The sequence below is a fragment of the Melittangium boletus DSM 14713 genome, from assembly GCF_002305855.1.
Taxonomy (GTDB): domain Bacteria; phylum Myxococcota; class Myxococcia; order Myxococcales; family Myxococcaceae; genus Cystobacter; species Cystobacter boletus.
Window position 1 is genome coordinate 9542054 of record NZ_CP022163.1, and the last position, 20646, is coordinate 9562699.

Annotated in this window: 7 protein-coding genes; 4 read left to right on the forward strand and 3 right to left on the reverse strand. The window is 68.5% G+C overall.

Going from position 1 to position 20646, the window contains the following annotated elements; genetic code table 11:
* Nucleotides 1–17: 17 nt before the first annotated feature.
* Together MEBOL_RS39355 and ltaE are read right to left on the reverse strand one after the other, a co-directional pair.
* Complete coding sequence (locus MEBOL_RS39355; protein WP_095982226.1) at nt 18–13964, reverse strand: non-ribosomal peptide synthetase; 13947 nt, start codon at nt 13962–13964, stop codon at nt 18–20.
* Between the two features lie 69 nt (nt 13965–14033).
* The gene (ltaE, locus tag MEBOL_RS39360; RefSeq protein WP_095982227.1) at nt 14034–15074 is read right to left on the reverse strand and encodes a low-specificity L-threonine aldolase; all 1041 of its coding nucleotides are present in this window, start codon (nt 15072–15074) and stop codon (nt 14034–14036) included.
* A 172-nt stretch (nt 15075–15246) separates the two neighbouring features.
* On the opposite strand from ltaE, the gene MEBOL_RS39365 reads away from it, so the two are divergent.
* From MEBOL_RS39365 to MEBOL_RS39380, 4 genes are read left to right on the forward strand one after another with little or no spacing between them, the layout of a single operon-like run.
* On the forward strand, nt 15247–15783 hold the full coding sequence (locus tag MEBOL_RS39365; protein WP_245919263.1) for an aminoacyl-tRNA deacylase: 537 nt from the start codon (nt 15247–15249) through the stop codon (nt 15781–15783).
* Nucleotides 15780–17297: an argininosuccinate lyase gene (gene argH / locus MEBOL_RS39370; RefSeq protein ID WP_245919265.1), complete on the forward strand. Its 1518-nt coding sequence runs from the start codon at nt 15780–15782 to the stop codon at nt 17295–17297. The genes MEBOL_RS39365 and argH overlap by 4 nt, the downstream gene beginning before the upstream one ends.
* A gap of 60 nt (nt 17298–17357) precedes the next feature.
* Complete coding sequence (locus tag MEBOL_RS39375; protein ID WP_245919267.1) at nt 17358–18437, forward strand: cysteine synthase family protein; 1080 nt, start codon at nt 17358–17360, stop codon at nt 18435–18437.
* Between the two features lie 16 nt (nt 18438–18453).
* On the forward strand, nt 18454–19701 hold the full coding sequence (locus tag MEBOL_RS39380; protein ID WP_095982228.1) for an ATP-grasp domain-containing protein: 1248 nt from the start codon (nt 18454–18456) through the stop codon (nt 19699–19701).
* Here the strand turns inward: MEBOL_RS39380 and MEBOL_RS39385 are convergent.
* A complete protein-coding gene (locus MEBOL_RS39385; protein WP_157823945.1) occupies nt 19698–20552 on the reverse strand; it encodes a GHMP family kinase ATP-binding protein in 855 nt (284 codons plus the stop codon). The two genes, MEBOL_RS39380 and MEBOL_RS39385, sit on opposite strands and share 4 nt — an antisense overlap.
* Nucleotides 20553–20646: the final 94 nt, after the last annotated feature.

Genomic DNA, 20646 nt, shown 5'->3' on the forward strand with positions numbered 1-20646 from the left:
CGCCCTCGCGCCCCGCCTCAGGCCGTCTTCCCCGCGCTTCCCACGAGCCGCTCCAACCCCAGGATGGTCGGCTCGCGGTAGAAGTCCTTGAGCACCACCCGGACGCCCAACCGCTGCGTCACCAACGTCAGCAGCCGGATCGCCTTGAGCGACTGGCCCCCCAGGTAGAAGAAGTCGTCGCCAATCCCGACCTTCTCGACGCTCAGCACGTCCCGGAAGAGCTCCGCGAGGGTGTGCTGCAACGGGTTCTGGGGCGGCGCGGTCTGCCCCGCCTGCCAGCGGACCTCGGGGAGCTTCCGCTCGTCGATCTTCCCACCGGGCGTCCTCGGCATCTTCGCGACGAAGCGCAGCTGCTCCGGAATCATGTACTCGGGAAGGGAATCCGCCAGGAACGTCCGGAGCTCGCGCTTGCCGAGAGGCGCCCACGCCGGGCCCTGGTAGGAGTCGGCGAAGTGCTGGTACCAGATGCTCGGCTCGTCGTACTCGCCCACATCCTTCTCCAGATCGATGCGCACGGGCCCCATCCCTCCGGGGACGTGGTACTCGCCCGAGACCGGGAAGCGCATCTCCGTCCAGCACTCCCACTGCGCCACCGTACCGACCACGCGCTGGGAGCGAGGCTCGATGCCCAGGGGCCGTCCGCCCACGCGCTCGTGAATGCGCAGCCAGGCATCCTCCGGCAGCCCATCCGCACGGCGCTTCTCGCACCACTCCGTGAAGCTCAGCTCGGGATGGTTGCTCTTGCCCGTGGGCCGCACCGGCACGATGGCGCGCGCGAGCCCCATTCCACGAGTGAGTGCCTTGAATCCCTCCAGCACGCAGCTCGCGAGGCCTCGGCTCTGGTGGGACGGGAGCACCACGCCCGTCAAGATGAGCAGGGTGTCCGGCGCCAGGGCTCTGTCCGCGGACAAGGCTCGCTCCAGCGCGGCGCTCCATCCGGACGGCAGGGTGGACACCTCGCCCGACCAGCGCGAGGGCACCGCATTGCCCGCGGCGACGACCTGGTCCGCCTCATCGACCAGCGCGAACTGGTACTCGGGGAACTCGGTCCAGATGCGCGGCCAGAGAACCTTGACCGACGAGTCCCCGGCGAAGAACTGGGGCCAGGACTCGAGGTGCGCCGCTTCCATCTGCCGCAGCAGCTCCGGACGCTGCGCCAGCGTGAAGAGACGGTAGGTCGCGCCCTGCGCGGTGAAGCCGTTGAACGCCTCCGAAAGCTCGAGGTAGGCCAGCAGCCGCTCACTGCCGCTGTCGAGGTCCACCGCCTTCACCACACAGCTCGTGATGGAGGGATGGGCACTCAACCGCGCGTTGATCTCCTCCAACTCCACGCGGTTGCCTCGGATCTTGACCTGCTTGTCGCTCCGGCCCAGGTAGTAGACCGTGCCCTCGGCGTCGTACTTGCCGACATCCCCCGTGCGATAGAGCCGCAGCGGCTCCGCTCCGTCCAGGGAGTGGGACAGGAACACCTCGGCGGTGCGCTGGGGGTCCCCCAGGTATCCGCGCGCCAGACCCGGCGACGCCACGTAGATGTCGCCCGTCACCCCGATGGGCACGGGCCGCAGACGGCGATCCAGGATGAACAGGCGTGCGTTGTCGATGGGCCGCCCGATGGGAACGATGGCGCCCTCGAAGTCGCGGCTGCAATCGAACGTCGAGGCATCGACCGTCACCTCGGTCGGACCGTAGTGGTTCATCAGGCGCCCGCCGAAGACGCGAAGCAGCTTGTCGCGAACCTCCCGGTGAAGCGCGGCGCCACCGACGATGGTCAGCCGCAGCCGCTCCAGCGGGGAGAACGACCCGGCGGCACGCGCGTCCGCCACGGCGGCGAGGAAGAGCGGCACGCCCTGGAGGACGGACACCCCATGGCGGCTCAGCAGCTCATTCACCTGGGCGGGATCCGTCCGCTGCTCGCTGGAGGCGATGGCCACACGGGCTCCAGACACCAGCGGCCAGAAGATCTCCACGATCGAGGCGTCGAACACGTACGAACTCGTCATCAGGACGCAGTCCGTCCGCTCCAGCGTGTACCGCCGTTGCAGGAACTCCAGGTAGTTCACCAGACCCTGGTGTTCGATCTCGATCCCCTTGGGCAGACCCGTGGTCCCCGAGGTGTAGATGACGTAGGCCACGTCCCCCGGGGTCGCCCGCACCGGGGGCCGCGACACCTCGCGGCCAGAGGCGGGGCTCCAGGTGCCCGGGGCATCCAGGAGCAGCGGCGCCACCCCACCCGCCTCCACCTTCTCGCGAAGGGCGGACACGGTGAGCACCTGACGGATCCCCGAATCGGCGAGGATCGCCCGAATGCGCGCCTCGGGGTAGTCGGGCAGCAACGGAACGTAGGCCGCGCCCGTGCCGAGGATGCCCACCAGGCTCGCGAGCAGTTCGAACGAGGGCTCGAGCAAGACACCGACCCGGTCGCCCTGGCGGACGCCACGCGCGGTGAGTTCGCCACCGATCTGAAGTGCCCGGTGCTGGAGCTGCGCGTAGGTGTAGCGGTGCTCCCCTTCGAGCACGGCGATCTCCTCGGGGACCGCCGCGGCACGCTGGGCGATCAGGTGCGCCACCGTCACCTCGCGCGAGAAGGGCACCTGGGTCTGGTTGAACTCCGTGAGCAGACGCCGCGCCTCGGCTCCAGGCATCAGGCCGTAATCCCACAGGGACTGGTCCGGAGTGTTCAGGACCTCGTTCACCAGGAAGATGAACTCACGCAACATCCGCTGGGCGGTGGGCCGCTCGAACAGGCGCGAGTTGTAGTTGAGCGCCAGCGAGACGTCGTCGCCGAACTGGTCCACCACGAGCGTCAGATCGAACCGCGCCGTGGTCCACTCCGCTCCATGCATCCGCTCGTCGAGCGAGATCTTGACCCCTTCCAGGTGGAAGTGGTCGAGGATGGACGTCTTGTTGTTCTGCACGCCGTACATGACCGAGAACAACCGGGGCCGCGACAGATCCTTGGGCAGCGGGAGCTGTTCGATGAGCAGGTTGCTCGGGTAGCCATGGTTCTCGTAGCCCTCGATGGCCACCGAGGACATCTGGCGAAGCAGCTCGCTGAACGTCATCCCCTCGTTCATGCGCGCGCGCAGCGGCAGCGGCGTGGCGAACAATCCGAGCGTGTCCCGCAGCATCTCATCGTCGCGATTGGCGATGGGCGAGCCAATCACGATGTCGTCGTTGCCGGTGAGCCGGTAGAGGTAGGCGTTCAGCACCGCGAGCAGGAACATGAACAGCGTCACGTTGGACTCGCGCAGGGCGGCCTGGAGCTTCGCCACCGTCTCGCGCTCGAACCACGCATCCACGGTGCTGCCGTCGTACGTGAGGACGCCAGGCCGCGGATGATCCGTGGGCAGGGCCAGCGCGGGGGGAACGGTCTCGAACTGCCGCAGCCAGTAGGCCTTGGCCTGGTCGAACACCCCGTCTCGCACGGCGTCGTGCATCCGCTGCGCATAGTCGAGGTAGTCCACCCGCGGCACCGGCGCGCCAGGCCGCTGACCGGTGGCCAGCTGGTTGTAGAGCTGGCTGAACTCCTTGATCATGTTGATCGTGGAGGTCTCGTCCCAGACGATGTGATGGATGACGAAGACCAGCATGTGGCGCTGGTCCGGGTACGTCACCAGGCGGGTGCGGAAGAGGGGCCCCGCGTGCAGATCGAAGAGCTGATTGCCCAGCCCATCTGCCACGTGCTCGGCGTCATCCCGGACCTCGGAGGCCGGGATGTGGCGGCGGTCGATGAAGACGTCCGAGGCCTCGAGCCGGATGGGAGCGCCCAGCACCTGGATCGGCTTGCCGTCCTGGTAGTCGAAGCGGGCGCGGAACACCTGATGCCGGGCGATGAACTGATTCCAGGCCTCCAGGTACGCCTCGGAGTTGATCGCTCCGTCCAGGAACAGCGTCAAGGTGATGTTGTAGACCGGCGAGTCCGGATCGAGCGTGTACGCGTACCACTCCGGAATCTGCTGCGGCGCCACGTCGTAGACGGCCTGGGGCGCCACGTGCGTGAGCGCGCCGAAGTCCAGCTCGGCCCGGGCCTTCCGGCCGGAGCCATTCGGGGTCATCCGCAGCCGATCGACTTGCTCGGCGTAATCACCCAGCAGGGGCGACTCGAAGATGACGCGCAGCGGGATGTCGATGTCGAAGGCCTTGCGCGCCTTGGTCGTCATCTCCGCGGCGGCCAGCGAGTGGCCTCCGAGCGAGAAGTAGTTGTCATCCAGGCCCACGGAGGACACGCCGAGCAAGCGCGACCAGATCTCCGCCAGCCGCCGCTGCGTTTCGGTAGCGGGCGGACGGTGCTGACGCGCCTCGTTCTGGGCGCTGCCCGTTGGCGGAGGCAGGGCCTTGCGATCCAACTTCCCGTTGTCGGTGAGCGGGAACTCGTCCAGGTAGACGAAGTCGGTGGGCACCATGTACTCCGGCACCCGCTCCTGCAGGTGCAGGATGACGTTGGAGAGCAGGGGCGCGGGCTTGATCCGAGGGACCATGTACGCCACCAGGCGGGTGTAGGCCCCCGCCTCGGAGAACGCCTTCACCACGGCATCCTTGATCTGCGCGTGCTCGCGCAGCGCCGTCTCGATCTCGCCAATGTCGATGCGCCGGCCGCGCAGCTTGATCTGATGATCCAGCCGCTCCAGGAACACCAGGGAGCCGTCATCGAGGTAGCGCACCCGATCGCCCGTGCGGTACATGCGCGCACCCGGCTCGGCCGAGAACGGATCCGGCACGAACACCCGCGCCGTCCGCTCCGGATCCGCGGCGTAGCCACGACCCACGCCCAGTCCACCGATGCACAGCTCGCCCGCCACGCCGATGGGCACCGGACGCAGGGCATCATCGAGGACATAGATCTTGTGGTTCTGCAGCGTGCCGTTGATCGGCATGTACGTCAGGTCGCTCGAGGGCGCGGACAGGATGCGGTGATGGCACGAGTCATCCGAGCACTCGGTGAGCCCATACATGTTCATCATCGGGATGCGCGGCCACAGCGCGAACCAACGCTGGCACAGGTCCGGGGGAAGCCCCTCGCCGTTCATGATGAGCCAGCGCAGCGATGACAGATCATACGTCCCGGGCGCCGACTCCAGCTCCGCCAGCATCGCCTTCATGTGCGCCGGCACCGACTGGATGACGGTGATGCGCTCACGCTGGATCTGCCCGAACAAGCGCTTGGGATCCCACGCGTCATCACCGGTCAGGACGGCGGTCCTCCCGCCCATGAGCAGCGCGGAGAACATCTGCCAGATGGAAACGTCGAAGGTCTGGACGGCGATCTGCGCCACCACGTCCTGCTCGCCCACGCCCAGGTCGAGCGCCTTGGCGAACAGGTGGTTGAGCATGCCGTGGTGGTGCAGCATCGCGCCCTTGGGCACGCCCGTCGAACCCGACGTGAAGATGACGTAGGCGAGCTGGGCCAGCTCGGTCCGCACCTCGGGCGCGGTGCGCGGCGCCGTCGCGGGAAGCTCCTCGATGACCAGCACCTGCGATGCCGGGAAGAAGCTGGAGGCCTTCTCGGCGTGGGCCCGGGAGGAGATGGCGAAGCGCGCCGCGCCCAGCTCGAGCATGCTGGCGATGCGCCGCTCCGGATGGCCGAGATCCACCGGCATGTACGCGCCGCCGGCCTTCCACACGCCAAGGATCGAGGCCATGTAATCCAGCCCGCGATCCAGCATCAACGACACCACCGACTCCGGCTTCAAGCCCCGCGCGATCAGGGTGTGCGCGATCTGGTTGGCTCGGGCGTCCAGCTCCTCATAGGTGATGCTCCGTCCATCGCAGACGGCGGCGACGCGGCCGGCGTACGTCCGGGCGCGCTGGGCGAAGAGCTCATGGAAGCAGGCCAGCTCGGGCAGGGACCGGTCGGTGCGGTTGCGCTCGACGACTTCCGCGCGCACGGCGGCCTCGCTCATGAGGGGGTAGTCCTCGAGCGGCCGGCCCATGTCCTCCGTCACGCCGCGCAGCACGTGAACCCACCCCTCGTGCAGACGCTCGACGGTGGAGCGCTTGAACAGGTCGGTGTTGTACTCCCACTCGCCCTCGACGAGCCCTTCCGTCTCCCACAACGCGAGCAGCAGGTCGAACTTGGCCGTCCGCGACTCGTAGTCGAAGTGCTGGGAGTCGACGCCCGGCATGGACACCTTGGAGCCGAACAGGTTGTGCAGGACGAACATCACCTGGAACAGCGGGTTGGCCCCGGCGTCGCGGTGGGGAAGCACCTCCTCGACGATGCGCTCGAACGACACGTCCTGGTTGTCGTAGGCCTCCAGCGTCCGCTTGCGGACCTGCGCCAGGAGCTGCCGGAAGGTCTGGCGCTCGGAGAGGTCCACGCGCAGGACGAAGGTGTTGATGAAGCAACCGATCAACCCTTCCAGCTCCGGACGGCTGCGGCCCGCGATGGGCGAGCCCACGGTGACGTCCCGGCTGCGCGTGACGCGGTGGAGCAGCGTGGCCAGCGCCGCCTGGAGGACCATGTAGAGGGTGACCCCCTCCCGCTGGCAGAGCGTCTGGATGGCCTGGGACAGCTCCCCGCCCAGCGAGAACGGCAGCTTGGCCCCGTGGTGGCTCTGCGTGCGCGGCCGGGGGAAGTCGAGCGGCAGCTCCAGGTAGGGGACTTCCTTGCCCAGCACCTCGCGCCAGTACGTCAACTGCCGGTCGAAGAGCGCTCCATCCACCTGCCTGCGCTGCCAGGCGGCGTGATCGTAGCTCTGGATCGGCAAGGGGGGCAGCCGGGGAGCACGCTCCTCGAGGAACGCCGCGTAGCACTCCCCCACTTCCTGGATGAAAATGCCCATGGACCACCCATCGCAGATGATGTGGTGCATGTTCAGGAAGAGGACGTGGGTTTCGGGAGCGAGCCGGAACAGCGTGATGCGGAAGAGCGGCAGCTGGCTCAAGTCGAAGGTTCGCTCGGCCTCGTGCTCGATGCGCTGACGCGCCTCCCGCTCGGGATCCGCCGCTTCACTCAAGTCCACGAGGTCGACGACGAAGCCCACCTGCTCATGGATGCGCTGGTAGGGCACGCCCTCCACGGTGAAGAACGAGGTGCGCAGCGACTCGTGCCGCTGCATCACCGCCCGCAGGCTCTTCTCGAGCCGGGCCACGTCCACGTGTCCATCCAGCCGCAGGGCGTAGTGGACGTTGTAGCTGGAGTCCTCGGGGTTCAGCTCGTTGAGGAACCAGAAGCGCTGCTGGGCGAATGACAGCTCGAGCCGTTCCGCGCGAGGCACGGGCACCAACAGCTCCCGGGCCGCCGGGGTCCCGAGCGCCTGCGCTCCCAGGGCCTGCACCGCGAAGTCCGCGATGGTGGGGTACTGGAACAGGCTGCGCAGGGGCAGCTCCCGCTGGAAGCGGTCGCGCACCCGGGCGATCACCTGGGTGGCCATCAACGAGTGACCGCCCAGGTCGAAGAAGTTGTCGTGGATGCCCACGCGCTCGACCTTCAGCACCTCGGCCCACACCGTGGACAGGTACGACTCCAGCTCGTCGCGCGGAGCCACGAAGGACTCCCCGCCCCGCATCTGCTCGCGCGTGGGCACGGGCAGCGCCTTGCGGTCGATCTTCCCGTTGCGGTTGAGCGGGAAGCTCTCCATCACCATGAAGATGCCCGGCACCATGTAGCCAGGCAGCTGACCGCGCAGCTTCGCCTTGAGCGCCTCGATCAGCTCGCCCGCGGGGGCCGTGGACACCACATAGGCCACGAGCTGCTTGTCCGCGCCCTCCTTGCCGCGTGCCAGCACCACCGTCTGCTGGACCGTGGGGTGCTCGGCGATGCGCGACTCGATCTCGGACAACTCGACGCGGTAACCCCGAACCTTGACCTGGTCATCCAGGCGGCCCAGGAAGTCCAGCTGCCCATCGATGGTGTACTTGCCGATGTCTCCCGTCTTGTAGAACCGGGAGCCGGGCTCCGCGCGGAAGGGATCCGGCATGAACACCGACGCGGTCAGCTCCGGACGCTCGAAGTAGCCGCGCCCCACCGCGACGCCGCCGATGTACAGCTCACCCGCCACGCCGATCGGCGCGAGCCGCAGCTCCCGGTTGAGCACGTAGACCTGCATGTTGCCCACGGGCCGGCCCACGGGCAGACGATCCAGCTCCCGCCGCGCGTACGGCTCCAGGGACACCGCGGAGACGTCGTCCGAGCACTCGGTGGCGCCATAGGTGTTGTAGAGCGGGATGCGGGGGTAGAGGGAAACCCAGTCCCGGAGCATTTCCGGAGGCAAGGTCTCCGCGTTCGACACCACGGCGCGCAGGCGGGACAGCTTGCCCTGCCATCCCGTATCGGCGTGGATGACCTGCAAGAGGGCGCGCAGCAGGGACGGCACCACCTCGATCACCGTGAGGCCGTGGCGCTCCAGTTCCACGTAGAGGCGAGCCGGATCCTTCGCCACCTCGTCCTTGAAGACGTTCGTCGTCCCTCCGACGAGCAAGGGCGACAGGAACTGCCACACCGAGATGTCGAAGCACTGCGAGGCGTCCTGCAGCATCACATCCGTCGGGCCGAGACCGAGCACCAGGATCTTGCTGTACAGGTGGTTGAGCATGCCCCGCTGATCGATCATCGCCCCCTTGGGAACGCCGGTGGTTCCCGAGGTGAAGATGACATAGGCGAGGTGGCCCGGCTGGCTGCGGGGCGCCGGGTCGTGCTCCTCGTGGGAGGCCGCGAGGATGTCGTCCAGGAAGTAGAGCGCGGGAGACTTCTCGCCCAGGGCGGAGGCCACCGCACGAGCTTCCTTCTCGAGCGCGCGACCGCACAGCAGGATGCGGCTGCCACTCTGCTCCAGCAACTGCGCGTGCCGCGCGGTGGGATGGCGGGGATCCAGCGGCAGGTACGCCCCACCCGCCTTGAACACGCCCAGCATGAGGGTGAGGAAGTCGATGCCCCGCTCGTCGAGCAGGGACACCAGCGACTCGGCCTCGACGCCCTGGGAGATAAGGAAGTGGGCGAGCCGGTTGCTCCGGCGATTCAGCTCCCGGTAGGTCAGCCGCTCGTCGCCGCTCACGACCGCCACGGCGTCTGGCGTCGCGGCGACCTGCTTCTCGAAGACCGGCGCGAACGCGGTCTGGATCCGGAAGTCGACGGAGCTCTCGTTCCAGTCCTCCAGGATCAGCGCGCGCTCCGCCTCGGGCAGGAGGGGCAGCCGCAGCAGGGGCACATCGGGCGTCTCGACGATGCTGGCGAGCAGCGTCTGGAAGTGGCCGGTGAAGCGCGCCACCGTCGCGGCATCGAACAGGCGAGTGGCATACTCGAAAGCCGCGTGGAGCTGGCCCTCCTCCTCCCACATCTCCAGCAGCAGGTCGAACTTGGCCGTGGTGATCCGGGTGTCGAACGGCGCCGTCCGCACGCGAGGCAGCTCCAGCCGCCACGCGCGGGTGTTCTGGAAGGCGAACATCACCTGGAACAGGGGGTTCTGGCTGATGTCCCGCTCCGGCTGCACCTCCTCCACCAACTTCTCGAACGGCAGCTCCTGGTGCTCGAAGGCCTCCAACGTGTGCTGGCGGACCCGGTGCAGCAGCTCCCGGAACGTGGGGCGCTGGGAGAGATCCGTCCGCAGCACCAGCGTGTTGACGAAGCAGCCGATCAACGCCTCGAGTTCGGGCTTGCCGCGTCCGGCCACGGGCGTGCCGACGGTGATGTCCTCGCTGCCCGAGTAATGGTGCAGCAGGACGTTGAAGGCCGTCAGGAGGAACATGAACAGCGAGGTGTCCTCGCGCTCACACAGGGCCTTGATGCCCGCCACCGTCTGGGGAGGGAGGGTGAAGCCCATCCGCGCGCCGCGGCTGGCGGTGCGAACCGCGGGTGCCGGCCTGTCCAGGGGAAGCTGGAGCAACGGCACCGGCTGGGCGAAGACCGAGCGCCAATACGCCACGTCCTCCGCCAGCGCACCCGACTCCACGCGCTGCGTCTGCCAGGCCGCGTAGTCGTGGTAGTGGATGCGCAAGGGACCGAGCCCGGAGTCATCGCTCCCCCGGGACAGCGCGGAGTAGAACCGGCCCAGCTCCTCGACGAACAACGCGATGGACCAACCATCCACGATGATGTGGTGCAGGCAGACGCCGAGCACGTAGCGGTCGCTCGCGACCCGCACCAGATGGACCCGCACCAGCGGACGCGAGAAGTCAAAGGGCCTGGCCGCCTCGAGCTCCAGCAGCCGCCGGGCCTCGTCGAGCGGAGAACCGGCCGTTCGCGCATCCAGATGGCCCAGTTGGAAATCGACGTGCTCGTGGAGCACCGGGTACGGCACACCGCGAACGTCACCGAACGTGGTCCGCAGTCCCTCGTGGCGCGCGAAGACGGCCTGAAGGCTCCGCTCCAGCATCGCGGTGTCGAGTTCGCCCTCCAGCAGGAGCGCGCCCGAGACGTGATAGGAGGTATCGGAGGGATCGAGCTGCTGGATGAACCACAGCCGCTTCTGAGCGTAGGACAGCGCGAGCGAGCCCTCGCGGGGGGCGCGCGGGATGGCGGCCACGGGGGCGCGTCGCTCGAGCGACGCGAGGCTTCGGGTGAACTCCTCCACCGTGGGGTACTGGAACAGGTGGCGCAGGGGCACGTCGCACGCGAAGTGCTCGCGCACCCGGGAGATGACCTGGCCCGCCAACAGCGAGTGACCCCCGAGCGCGAAGAAGTCCGAGCGAGCGCCTACCCGCGCCACCCCGAGCACTGCCTGCCAGATGGACGCGACGGCGCGCTCGGCCTCGTCACGCGGCGCCACGTAGTCCAGCTCCGCCATCTGGGCGGCGGTGGACCGCGCCAGGAGCGCCTTCACATCCACCTTGCCCACCGCGGTGAGCGGCAGCTCCTCGAGCAGGACGTACAGGTGGGGCACCATGTACGCGGGAAGCGTCTCCCCGAGATGACGCCGCAGCGCCTCGGGGGTGGACTCCGGTGCGCCCGCCTGGACCGGGACGACATAGGCCACCAGGTGCCGGCCGCCCAACCCATCATCGGGTGCCAGGACCACGGCCTGACGAAGCGCCGGATGGGCGCGCAGGGGCGTCTCGATGTCACCCAGCTCGATGCGGGCTCCGCGCACCTTGACCTGCTGATCGCGGCGCCCGAGGAATTCAAGCTGGCCGTCCGCGCGCCACCGGGCGAGGTCCCCGGTGCGATACAGCCGCGCTCCGGACTCGGAGCCATGAGGATCCGGGATGAACCGCTCCGCCGTCCATTCCGGCCGGTTGATGTAGCCGCGCCCCACCCCGATGCCGCCGATGTACAGCTCTCCGGCGACCCCCACGGGCGCCAGCCGCAGCTCGCGATCCAGGATGTACACGGTGCTGCCCGTGCGAGGCCGCCCGATGGGCACGCTGACCTGCTCCGCGGAGGGCGGCGTCGTCACGTCATGGAACGTGGCGACGTCGGTGCACTCGGAGGGACCGTAGACGTTCTGCAGCGGAATCCGGGGGAAGCGCGCCAGCCACCGCCGGCAGACCTCGACGGGAAGCGTGTCTCCGCCCACCAGCACCCGCCTCAAGGAAGGAGAAGCCTCCCGGCCAGTGCTCAACAGCGCGTCGAGCAGCGCCGGGACCACGTCCATCAGGGTGATTCGAAGCGCGGCCAGCGCCTCGTGCAGACGCTCGGGATCACGTGCCTCCTCGTCGGAGAGGATGTGCACCTGTCCACCGACCGTCAGGGGCGCGAGGAACTGCCAGGTCGTGGCATCGAAGATGTGCGGGGCGTGCTGCGCGACGCGATCCTCGGCGCACAGGCCGATCTGCTGGATGAAGGCATGGCAGTGGTGGCTGAGGCTCCGGCGCTCCACCAGCGAGCCCTTGGGCACTCCCGTCGTGCCCGAGGTGAAGACGACATAGGCCAGGCTGGAGGAAGGGACACTCACCCCAGGGTTGTGGGTTCGCGTCTCCGAGCCCGATAGCGACTCGATGAGATGCAACGGCACCTGGGCGCCCGCGGCGGCCAGCGCGCCACGCGCGTGCTCGGCGAGGGACTGGGCGCACAGCACGGCCCAGGGAGCGCTCTCCGCCACCACCCGGGCCAACCGGCTCGTGGGCTGCTGCGGATCCAGGACGAGGTAGGCACCTCCCGCCTTGAGCACGCCCAGCACGGTCTCCAGGTACGAGATTCCTCGCGGGGCGAGGATGGCAACCACGCGATCCGCCGAGGCGCCCGCGGCCAGCAGGGCGTGCGCCGTGCGGTTGGCTCGCTCGTTCAGCTGCCGGTAGGTGCGCGACTCCGCGCCACACTGGACCGCCACCGCCGAGGGAGAACGCTCCACCTGCGCCTCGAAGGCGCTGATGACATCCGGCACGGGCCGCGCCGCGGGAGGATTCCAGGCCCCGCGCACGAGCCGTGCTTCCTCCTCGGGCAGCAGCTCCAGCCGGGAGATCTCCAGCTCCGGCGTCCGCGCGATGGACTCGAGCAGGACCCGGTAGTGTTCCAGCATCCGGCCCACCGTGCTCTCGGTGAACAGGTCGGCACGGCACTCCAAGGTGGCGATCAGCCCCTGCCGATGCTCGGTGACCGCGAGATCCAGATCGAACTTCGCGGTGCGGCTCTCCGTGAGGCACTGGCGCAGGTGAACCCCACCCGGGAGCGCTTCCCCTTCGCTCTCCAGGAGCCGGTTGACGGTGAACATCGCCGAGAACAACGGCGCCCGGCTGGCCTTCTGCTCCGAGCGCAGGGCCGCGACGATCTGTCCGAGCGGTACGTTCTGATGATCCAACGCCTCCAGGACCGAGCGCCGGGTCCGCGTCAGCAGCTCGCTGAAGCTGGGTCGTCCGGAGGTGTCCGCGCGCAACAGCAGCGTATCGGCGAAGAACCCGATAAGCGGCTCCAACTGGCGGCGAGGCCGGCCGGCCACGGGGGTGCCGATGAGCAGATCCGTCTGCCCGGAGTAACGGTGGAGCACTACCTCGAAGGCGGCCAGGAGGACGGTGAAGAGCGTCGTCTCATGCCGCGCGGCCAACGCCCGGAGGCTTCCCGCGAGCCCGTCCGGAAGGGACAGCGACTTCGTCACGCCCTCGCTTCCCTCGACGGGCGGCCGGGGCCGATCCGTGGGGAGCTCCAGGATGGGCAACTCACCCGAGAGCGTGTCGAGCCAGTAGCGCAACGAGCGCTCATGCTGGGGACCTTGGAGCAATCGCCGCTGCCAGCCCACATAGTCCGAGTACTGGACAGGCAGCGCGGGCAGGGACTCGGGCTGGCCCGCGAGCAGCAGGGACAGCTCGTTCATGAAGACGGCGATGGAGGCGCCGTCGGCGATGATGTGGTGGATGCCGAGGACGAGGGCCCGCTGCTCGGAGCCCAGCTCGGCCAGCGTGAGCCGCAGCAACGGCGCGCGCGTCAGATCGAAGGGGCGTTGCTCCTCGGCGGCGACCAGTTCTCGCAGCCGCTGCTCCTGCCGCGCGGCGGGCAGGGCACTCAAATCGATCACCGGCACGCTCAGGTGCAGGGCTGGCAGGACGCGCCGGAAAGGCACCCCACCCTCCACGCCGAACTCGGTCCGCAGCGACTCGTGCCGCCGGACGATCTCGTTCACCACGCGCTCCACCGCCTCGGCGGAGAGGGGCCCGGTCACGCGCACGGCGCCGGCCAGGTTGTAGGCCGTGCTGTCGGGATCCAACTGGTGCAGGAACCACAGCCGCTCTTGCGCGAACGACAGCGCGAGTCCCTCGGCCCCGGACTCGCTGGCCGAGGCCGTCAGGGACAGGTCACTCACGTCCTCGTAGACGCGGCTGGAGATCTCCTCGGCCACGGCTTGGAGGGTGGCCCCCGACAACAGCAGGGTGGCTGGAAGCTCGACCCCGATCTCGGATTGGATCAGGTTCTTCAACTCCATGGCCCGCAGCGAGTCCAACCCATAGGCGGACAGGGGGGTCTCGCTCGTGACCTGGAGGAAGCTCACCCGGAACAGACTGGCGACCAGACTCTTGAGGGCGTCGTCCACCAGCTCCAGGGTTTCCGGCCGTGGCTTCTCGCGTAGAACGCTGATCAGGGAAGGGGCTTCGAGAGTCATGGTGTGGCTGGGCGGACCGGAGCCCGCCTCGTTGTCCTCAAGAGGTTCAGGGTGTGACCACCCGCGCGATCAGGGCCCGGTGCGCAGCACGTCCGCGACAGCCGAGAGGGTCGCGTCCACGTCGGACTCGGAGATGCCGTAATGCGTCACCGCGCGGACGCGGCCGTAGCCCAGCTCGCCCATCCGCACGCCCCGCTGCTTCAAGGCGCTCAAGAACGACTGCCAGCTGAAGCGCTCGTCCGTGACGCGGAAGATGACGATGTTGGTCTGCACCGTGGACAGGTCGAGCTGGATGCCCGGCATCTCTTGGAGACCGGCCGCCAGCCGCCTGGCGTGAACGTGGTCCTCGGCCAGGCGCCCGACCATCTGCTCCAGCGCGACGACGCCCGCGGCGGCGATGATGCCCGCCTGCCGCATGCCTCCACCGAGCATCTTGCGCAGCCGCTTGGCGCTTTTGATGAAGGCCTGGGAGCCCACCAGCATCGAGCCGATGGGCGCCGACAGGCCCTTTGACAGGCAGAACTGCACCGAGTCCGCGTACTGGGTGACGCGCGACACGGGCACGTCGAGGGCGCACGCGGCGTTGAAGACACGCGCCCCATCCATGTGCACGGGCAGCCCCCGCTCCGTCGCGAAGCGTCTCACTTCCGCGAGGTAGCTCAGCGGGAGCACCACACCGCCACAACGGTTATGGGTATTCTCCAGACAGATCAAACCCGCCGGGGCGCACTGCTCGTCGTTGGGATCCCGGATGGCCTGGGCCAGATCGGCGAGCGCCAACCGGCCATCGGGCTGGGTCTTGACGGGGTGCAGCACGAGCCCGCCCAGGACCGAGGCCCCACCCGCCTCGTAATTGTAGATGTCCGTCTCGTCCCCCACCAGCACCTCGGCGCCACGGGGACAATGGCTCATCATCGCCACCAGGTTGGCCATGGTGCCGCTTGGCATCAGCGCCGCGGCCTCCTTGCCCAACATGGCCGCGGCCAGCGCCTCCAGGCGGCTCACCGTGGGATCTTCGTTGTAGACGTCATCACCCAGGGACGCGTTCGTGATGGCCGCCAACATGGCGGGAGTCGGCAGCGTCACCGTATCGCTGAGCAGATCGATCAGGACACACCTTCAACTTCAAGCCGCCAGCGGCAGTCGTCACAATGAAAAAGCATAGGGAGTTCCGGGTTTTACATGAGTCCAGAAGTCCGGGCAAGCGGCCCAGGGCAGGCGGGCGGCATGGCATCACCCTGCTTGCTTCCAGAGGGGAAACCGATGGATAAACCGGAAGTTCATGAGCCATTCCGGGGACGCTGCCCAACATCCTCCCGCCAGCGACAAGCTGCGCGAATACCTGCGTGAGCGAGCCGTGGATGCGACATTGATCCAGCCCGGCTCGGACATGCCGACCGTGCCCCTGGCCGCCGCCGCGCTGGGCGTGGAGCCGGGGCAGATCGTCAAATCGATTGTCTTCGAAGGCAAGAAGCAACGCGATCAAGTCGGTCTGGCCATTGCCCCGGGAGACCTGCGCGTGGATGTGTCCAAGGTGGGCGCCGCGCTTGGCTACACGTCACTCAAGCTGGCACAACCCGACACGGTCCTGCGCGCGGCGGGCTACGCGGTGGGCGGTGTTCCTCCCGTCGGGCACAGCACCCCGATCCGGGTCGTCATCGACAAGCGGGTGCTCGACTACCCGTTCGTGTACGGAGGGGGCGGCGATGAGCAGCACATGCTTCGGATCAGCCCCGCGGACATCGTCCGGCTGACGGAGGCCGTGGTCGCGGACATCACCTCCGTGCCTGTCCCCGCCAGTCCCGGGAAGCCGTCTTGAGCGCCCAGACGATCGGGCGGCTGTCGAAGCCACCTCACCCCGAGCTGTTCGAGGCGCTCTACGAGCCGCGCTTCATCGACGATCTGGAGCATGTCCTTCCCCACCTGTTGGACATCGACCTGGCGCACGTCGTCATGCTCGGTCACCGGGGCATCCTGTCCCGGGAGATCGCGGCGCCGCTGCTGTCGCTCAACCGCGAGATGGCCGAACAGGTCCGCACCGGGGCCTCGCTCTTCACGCCCCCGCCCTCGCACCGCGGCCTCTACCTGCTGTACGAATCCCAGTATGTCGAGCGCCTGGGCGGAGAGATCGGCGGCGCCGCGCACATCGCGCGCAGCCGCAACGACATCAACGCCGCGGTGACCCGGATGCGGGCGCGCGAGGGACTGCTCGACCTGCTCGGCGGGTGTGTGGAACTGGCCCGGGCGATGTCCGCCCTGGCGGCGGCGCACGTGGAGACCGCGATGCCGGCCTTCACCCACCTCCAGCCAGCGCAGCCGAGCAGCCTGGGACACTACCTGTCCGCGGTGCTCTCGGAGGTGCTGCGCACCGCCCACTGGTTGCTGGAAGCCTATCCGCGCCTGAACCAGTCCCCCATGGGGGCCGCGGCCGGAGTCGGAACGTCCTTCGCGATCGATCGGGAGGAAGTCGCCCGGTTGCTGGGCTTCACCAGCGTCATCGCCAACTCGGCCGACTCGGTGGCGTCCCGGGACTATGTCATCCACGTGCTCAGCGGGGCCTCGCTGCTCGGCATCACCCTGACGCGGATGGCGACCGACCTGCAAGCGTGGGCCAGTCACGCGTATGGCTTCCTGACCTGGCCGGACGACATGGTCAGCACCAGCTCCATCATGCCGCAGAAGCGCAATGCCTTCGTCCTGGAGAACATCCGGGGGCAGGGAGCGCAGGCCAGCGGTGGCCTCATGAACGCGCTGCTCGGCATGAAGAACACGCCGTTCTCCAATAGCGTCGAGGTGAGCGCCGAGTCCACGGCTCCGCTGTGGCCCGCGCTGGACAGTACCCGGCTGGCACTGCGGCTGAGCACCCTCCTGATGAAGAACGTCATCGTCCACCCGGCACGCATGAGCGAGTTCCTGCGCGCCGCCGACACCACGATGACCGCGCTCGCGGACTACCTGGTGTCACGCCATGGCCTGTCGTTCCGCACGGCCCATGATGTGGTGGGCAAGCTCGTCTCGCGCTTGTCGGGTGCGCCCGCGCCAGGACTCGCCGACCTCAAGCTCGGGCTCGAGGCGCTCCTCGTCGAGAAGACCCAGCGCGCCTTCGCGCTCGACGAGGCGGAGTTGGCACGCGTGCTGGATCCCGACACGGGGTTGCGCGCCGCCGCGTATGGAGGCGGGCCCGCCCCGGACGCCGTGCGCGAGCAACTGCGCCAGCTCGATGCCCAGCGGGAGCTGCTCGTCACCCGCGTCGAGGAGCACCGCCAGCACCTCTCACAGGCCTCGGCCGACCTCACCCGGGCGGCCCTGGCCCTCACCACGGATGCACGGTGAGGGCTTCGCCCTCTTCCGGTGGACACCATGCCCGTCAAAGCCTCATCGGTTCTGGAACTCATGAAGAACACGCCCCTGGCGCGGTTGCGCGGCCGGAGCGTCTCGGCTCCCCGTGCGCGGCTCTGGGGCAAGCTGGAGCTGGCCATGCCCGGGCAGATGAAGGACCGGGTCGCGCTCCAAGCCGTCGAGGATGCCGAGGCCCGGGGTGAACTGCGCCCCGGAGGCGTGATCGCCGAGAGCTCGTCCGGCACCATGGCGGAAGGCCTGGCTCGCGTCGGCAGTCTCAAGGGCTATCGGGTCATCATCGTCACCGACCCCCGCATGGACACGACCGCCGCCGCCAAGCTGCGCGCGCTGGGCGCCGAGCTGGAGATCGTGGACACCTACCACCCCGAGGGAGGCTGGCAGTACTCCCGGCTGCAGCGGCTGCGCGAGGTGCTGGCCCGGAATCCAGGGGCCTTCTGGCCCCGGCAGTACGACACGCCGAGCAACCCCAACGCCTACGTCAACCACCTCTCGCAGGAGCTGCTCGAGGCGCTGGGGTCCAACCTGGCCGCGGTGGTCGGCACCGTGGGCAGCGGCGGCTCGCTGAGCGGGACCGCGGCGGCGCTCCGCCAGCGACTGCCCGACATCCGGATCGTGGCGGTCGATGCCGTGGGCTCGGTCCAGTTCAACCAGCCGAACCTGAAACGGCTCCAGAGCGGCCACGGCAACAGCATCATCGCCGGCAACATCAATTACCGCGTCATGGACGAGGCGCACTGGCTGTCGGACGGCGAGGTCTTCTCCGGGTGCTGGGAGCTGGCGCGCCGCGAGGGCATCTTCGCGGGCGGCTCCTCGGGCGCGGCCTACATCGTGGCCTCCTGGATCGCCGAGCAGTACGGCCCGGATCGGGACGTGGTGGTGATCCTCCCGGATCGGGGAGATCGCTACGCGGAGACGATCTACTCCCAGGACTATCTGGCCAAACACGGCCTGGTGGGCATCGAGGCGGCGGCCCAACCCCAGCGGATCCGCTACGGCGTCGACGTCGCCGAGCGGTGGAGCTGGGCTCCCCTCCCCCATGATGGTTCCGTTCCCTATCACGCGGCCGATGCCATCCTCAGCGGCCACCTGACGCGCGAGCTGGGACTCGAATAGAAAGTCCGTTCCCCCCATGAGCCACTTCGTCTTCATCGAGAGCAACACCACGGGTACCGGCCGGCTCGCCGTCGAGCGCCTGCTCGCGCAAGGCGATCAGGTCACGTTCATCACCCGGCAGCCCAGGAAGTACCCGTTCCTGAACTCCTCGGCGGCCGGCCTGCGCGTCCTCGAGGTCGAGACCAACGACGTGGCGGCGGTGAAGGCCAGCGTGAGGGAACTGCAACGGCGGGCGACGCCCGACGCGCTCGTCACCTTCTCCACCTTCTACGTCCCCACCGTCGCCGAGGTCGCGGCGGACAGCGGCTTCCGCTACCTGAATCCGCGCACGGCGCTCGACTGTCACGACAAGTACCGCTCCCGCCAGGTGCTGCGGGGCGCCGGGCTGCCGACGCCCGACTTCTGGCTCGTGACGACGGACGAGGAGCTGCTGCGGGTCAGTGAGACGGCCCGCTACCCCTGTGTGGTCAAGCCCATCGCGGAGAGCGGCAGCAACGGCGTGCGTCTGGTCAACGACCGGGAGGAGTTCCTGGCTCACGCCCGGATGCTCCGGGCCCGGCGTGTCAACGAGCGCGAGCAGCCGTTGGAAGGCCACCTGCTGATCGAAAGCCTGCTCAGCGGTCCCGAGTTCAGTGTCGAGACGATCACCCTCGGTCCGGGCCGCACCCACGTCATCGGCGTCACCGCCAAGCACCTGTCCACCCCTCCGCATTTCGTCGAGATGGGTCATGACTTCCCGGCCGATCTGGAGCCCAAGGCCCGTCAGGCACTCGAGGAGGCCACGGTGGCGGCGCTGGACGCGGTGGGCTTCGATTGGGGCCCGGCGCACACCGAGCTTCGCTTCACCCCCACCGGCCCGGTGGTCGTGGAGATCAACCCCCGGCTCGCGGGCGGGATGATTCCCGAGCTGGTGCGCTACGCCACGGGGATTGATCAGCTCACCGTGATGCTGGACATGCTGCTCGGCAAGCCAGTGTCATTGCAGGCGACCCGTCAGGAGTACGCGGCCATCCGCTTCTTGACCGCGCCACGCCGGGGCCGCATCACCCGCGTCTCGGGCGTCGAGGAGGCGAGGCGCCTGCCCGGCGTCCGCGACGTGAGCGTGGACAAGGGCGTGGGCAGCGTGGTCCGCTTCCCGGAGAACGCCATCGATCGGCTGGGCTTCGTCATCGCCAGCAGTCCCCACCGCGCGGAGGTGATCGCGGGCGTCAATCAGGCGCGCGCGCTCATCGAGCTCCAGCTCGAGGACGTGAAGGACGCCTAGTCCTCGAAGCGCAGCGGCTCCACCTGCGTGGTGGAGAAGCGCCAGGTCTTGGAGAAACCCAGGCGCGCGAGTTCCTCGCGGGCCCTCTCCAGCCGGGAGTTCATCTCGGCGTCGCGCGGATCGAACAGCAGGCCGACGACGGTTCCGCTGTGCGCCACCTGGAGACCCACGGAGCCCACGCGCTCCACCACCGCCTCGAGTTGCTCGAAGTGGGGCTTGGGCAGATAGGCCTGATTGATGCGCGCGCACGTGGACGAGACCTGTCCCAGCAGTCGCACATCCTGCTCGCGGATCGCCCGTCGCAGCAGCACGATCAGCTCGGCGAAGGTGTCGATCTCCTGGGCGCCATAGCGGGCCGGACTGAACTCGAGCGTGTCGACCCCGTCCCCCTCTTCATCCGTGTTGAAGCCGAGCACCTCGCACTCGGGCATGGGCCCACCAAACTCTTCCAACACCTCGCCCTCGCGGTGCGCGAAGAGCACCGCGGACTGGTCGAAGATGGAGGAGTCGCAAGCCGTCTCGGCCTTGACCGCCAACCGGGCCACGACGCGATCCTCCACCTGGAGCTCGAGCGAGGAGAACACCGCTCGCAGCGCCGCGGTGACATCACTGGTCGAGGAGCCGAGTCCCCAGCCAGGCGGAATGTCACTGCTCACCTCCAGGTAGCCACCCACATCCGTCCTGCCGGCCCATTCCAGGGCCAGCTGCGCGGCGTACCGGGCCTTCTTCTTCCAGGCGGGGTAGACGACGATGCCCTTGCCACTGCCCACATGGAAGGTGGCTTCCGAGCGCAACCCCGGACACGGCAGCGAGCTCAGCGCGCGGTGCAAGCGTCCCTGAGAATCCCGCACGACCCCTTGGAACACCTCGCCATGGTGGCCCACGGCGCGCCCGAAACAGAGTGACCTGCTGACGGGAACAACCGGGGCCGCGGATGGCTCCGGC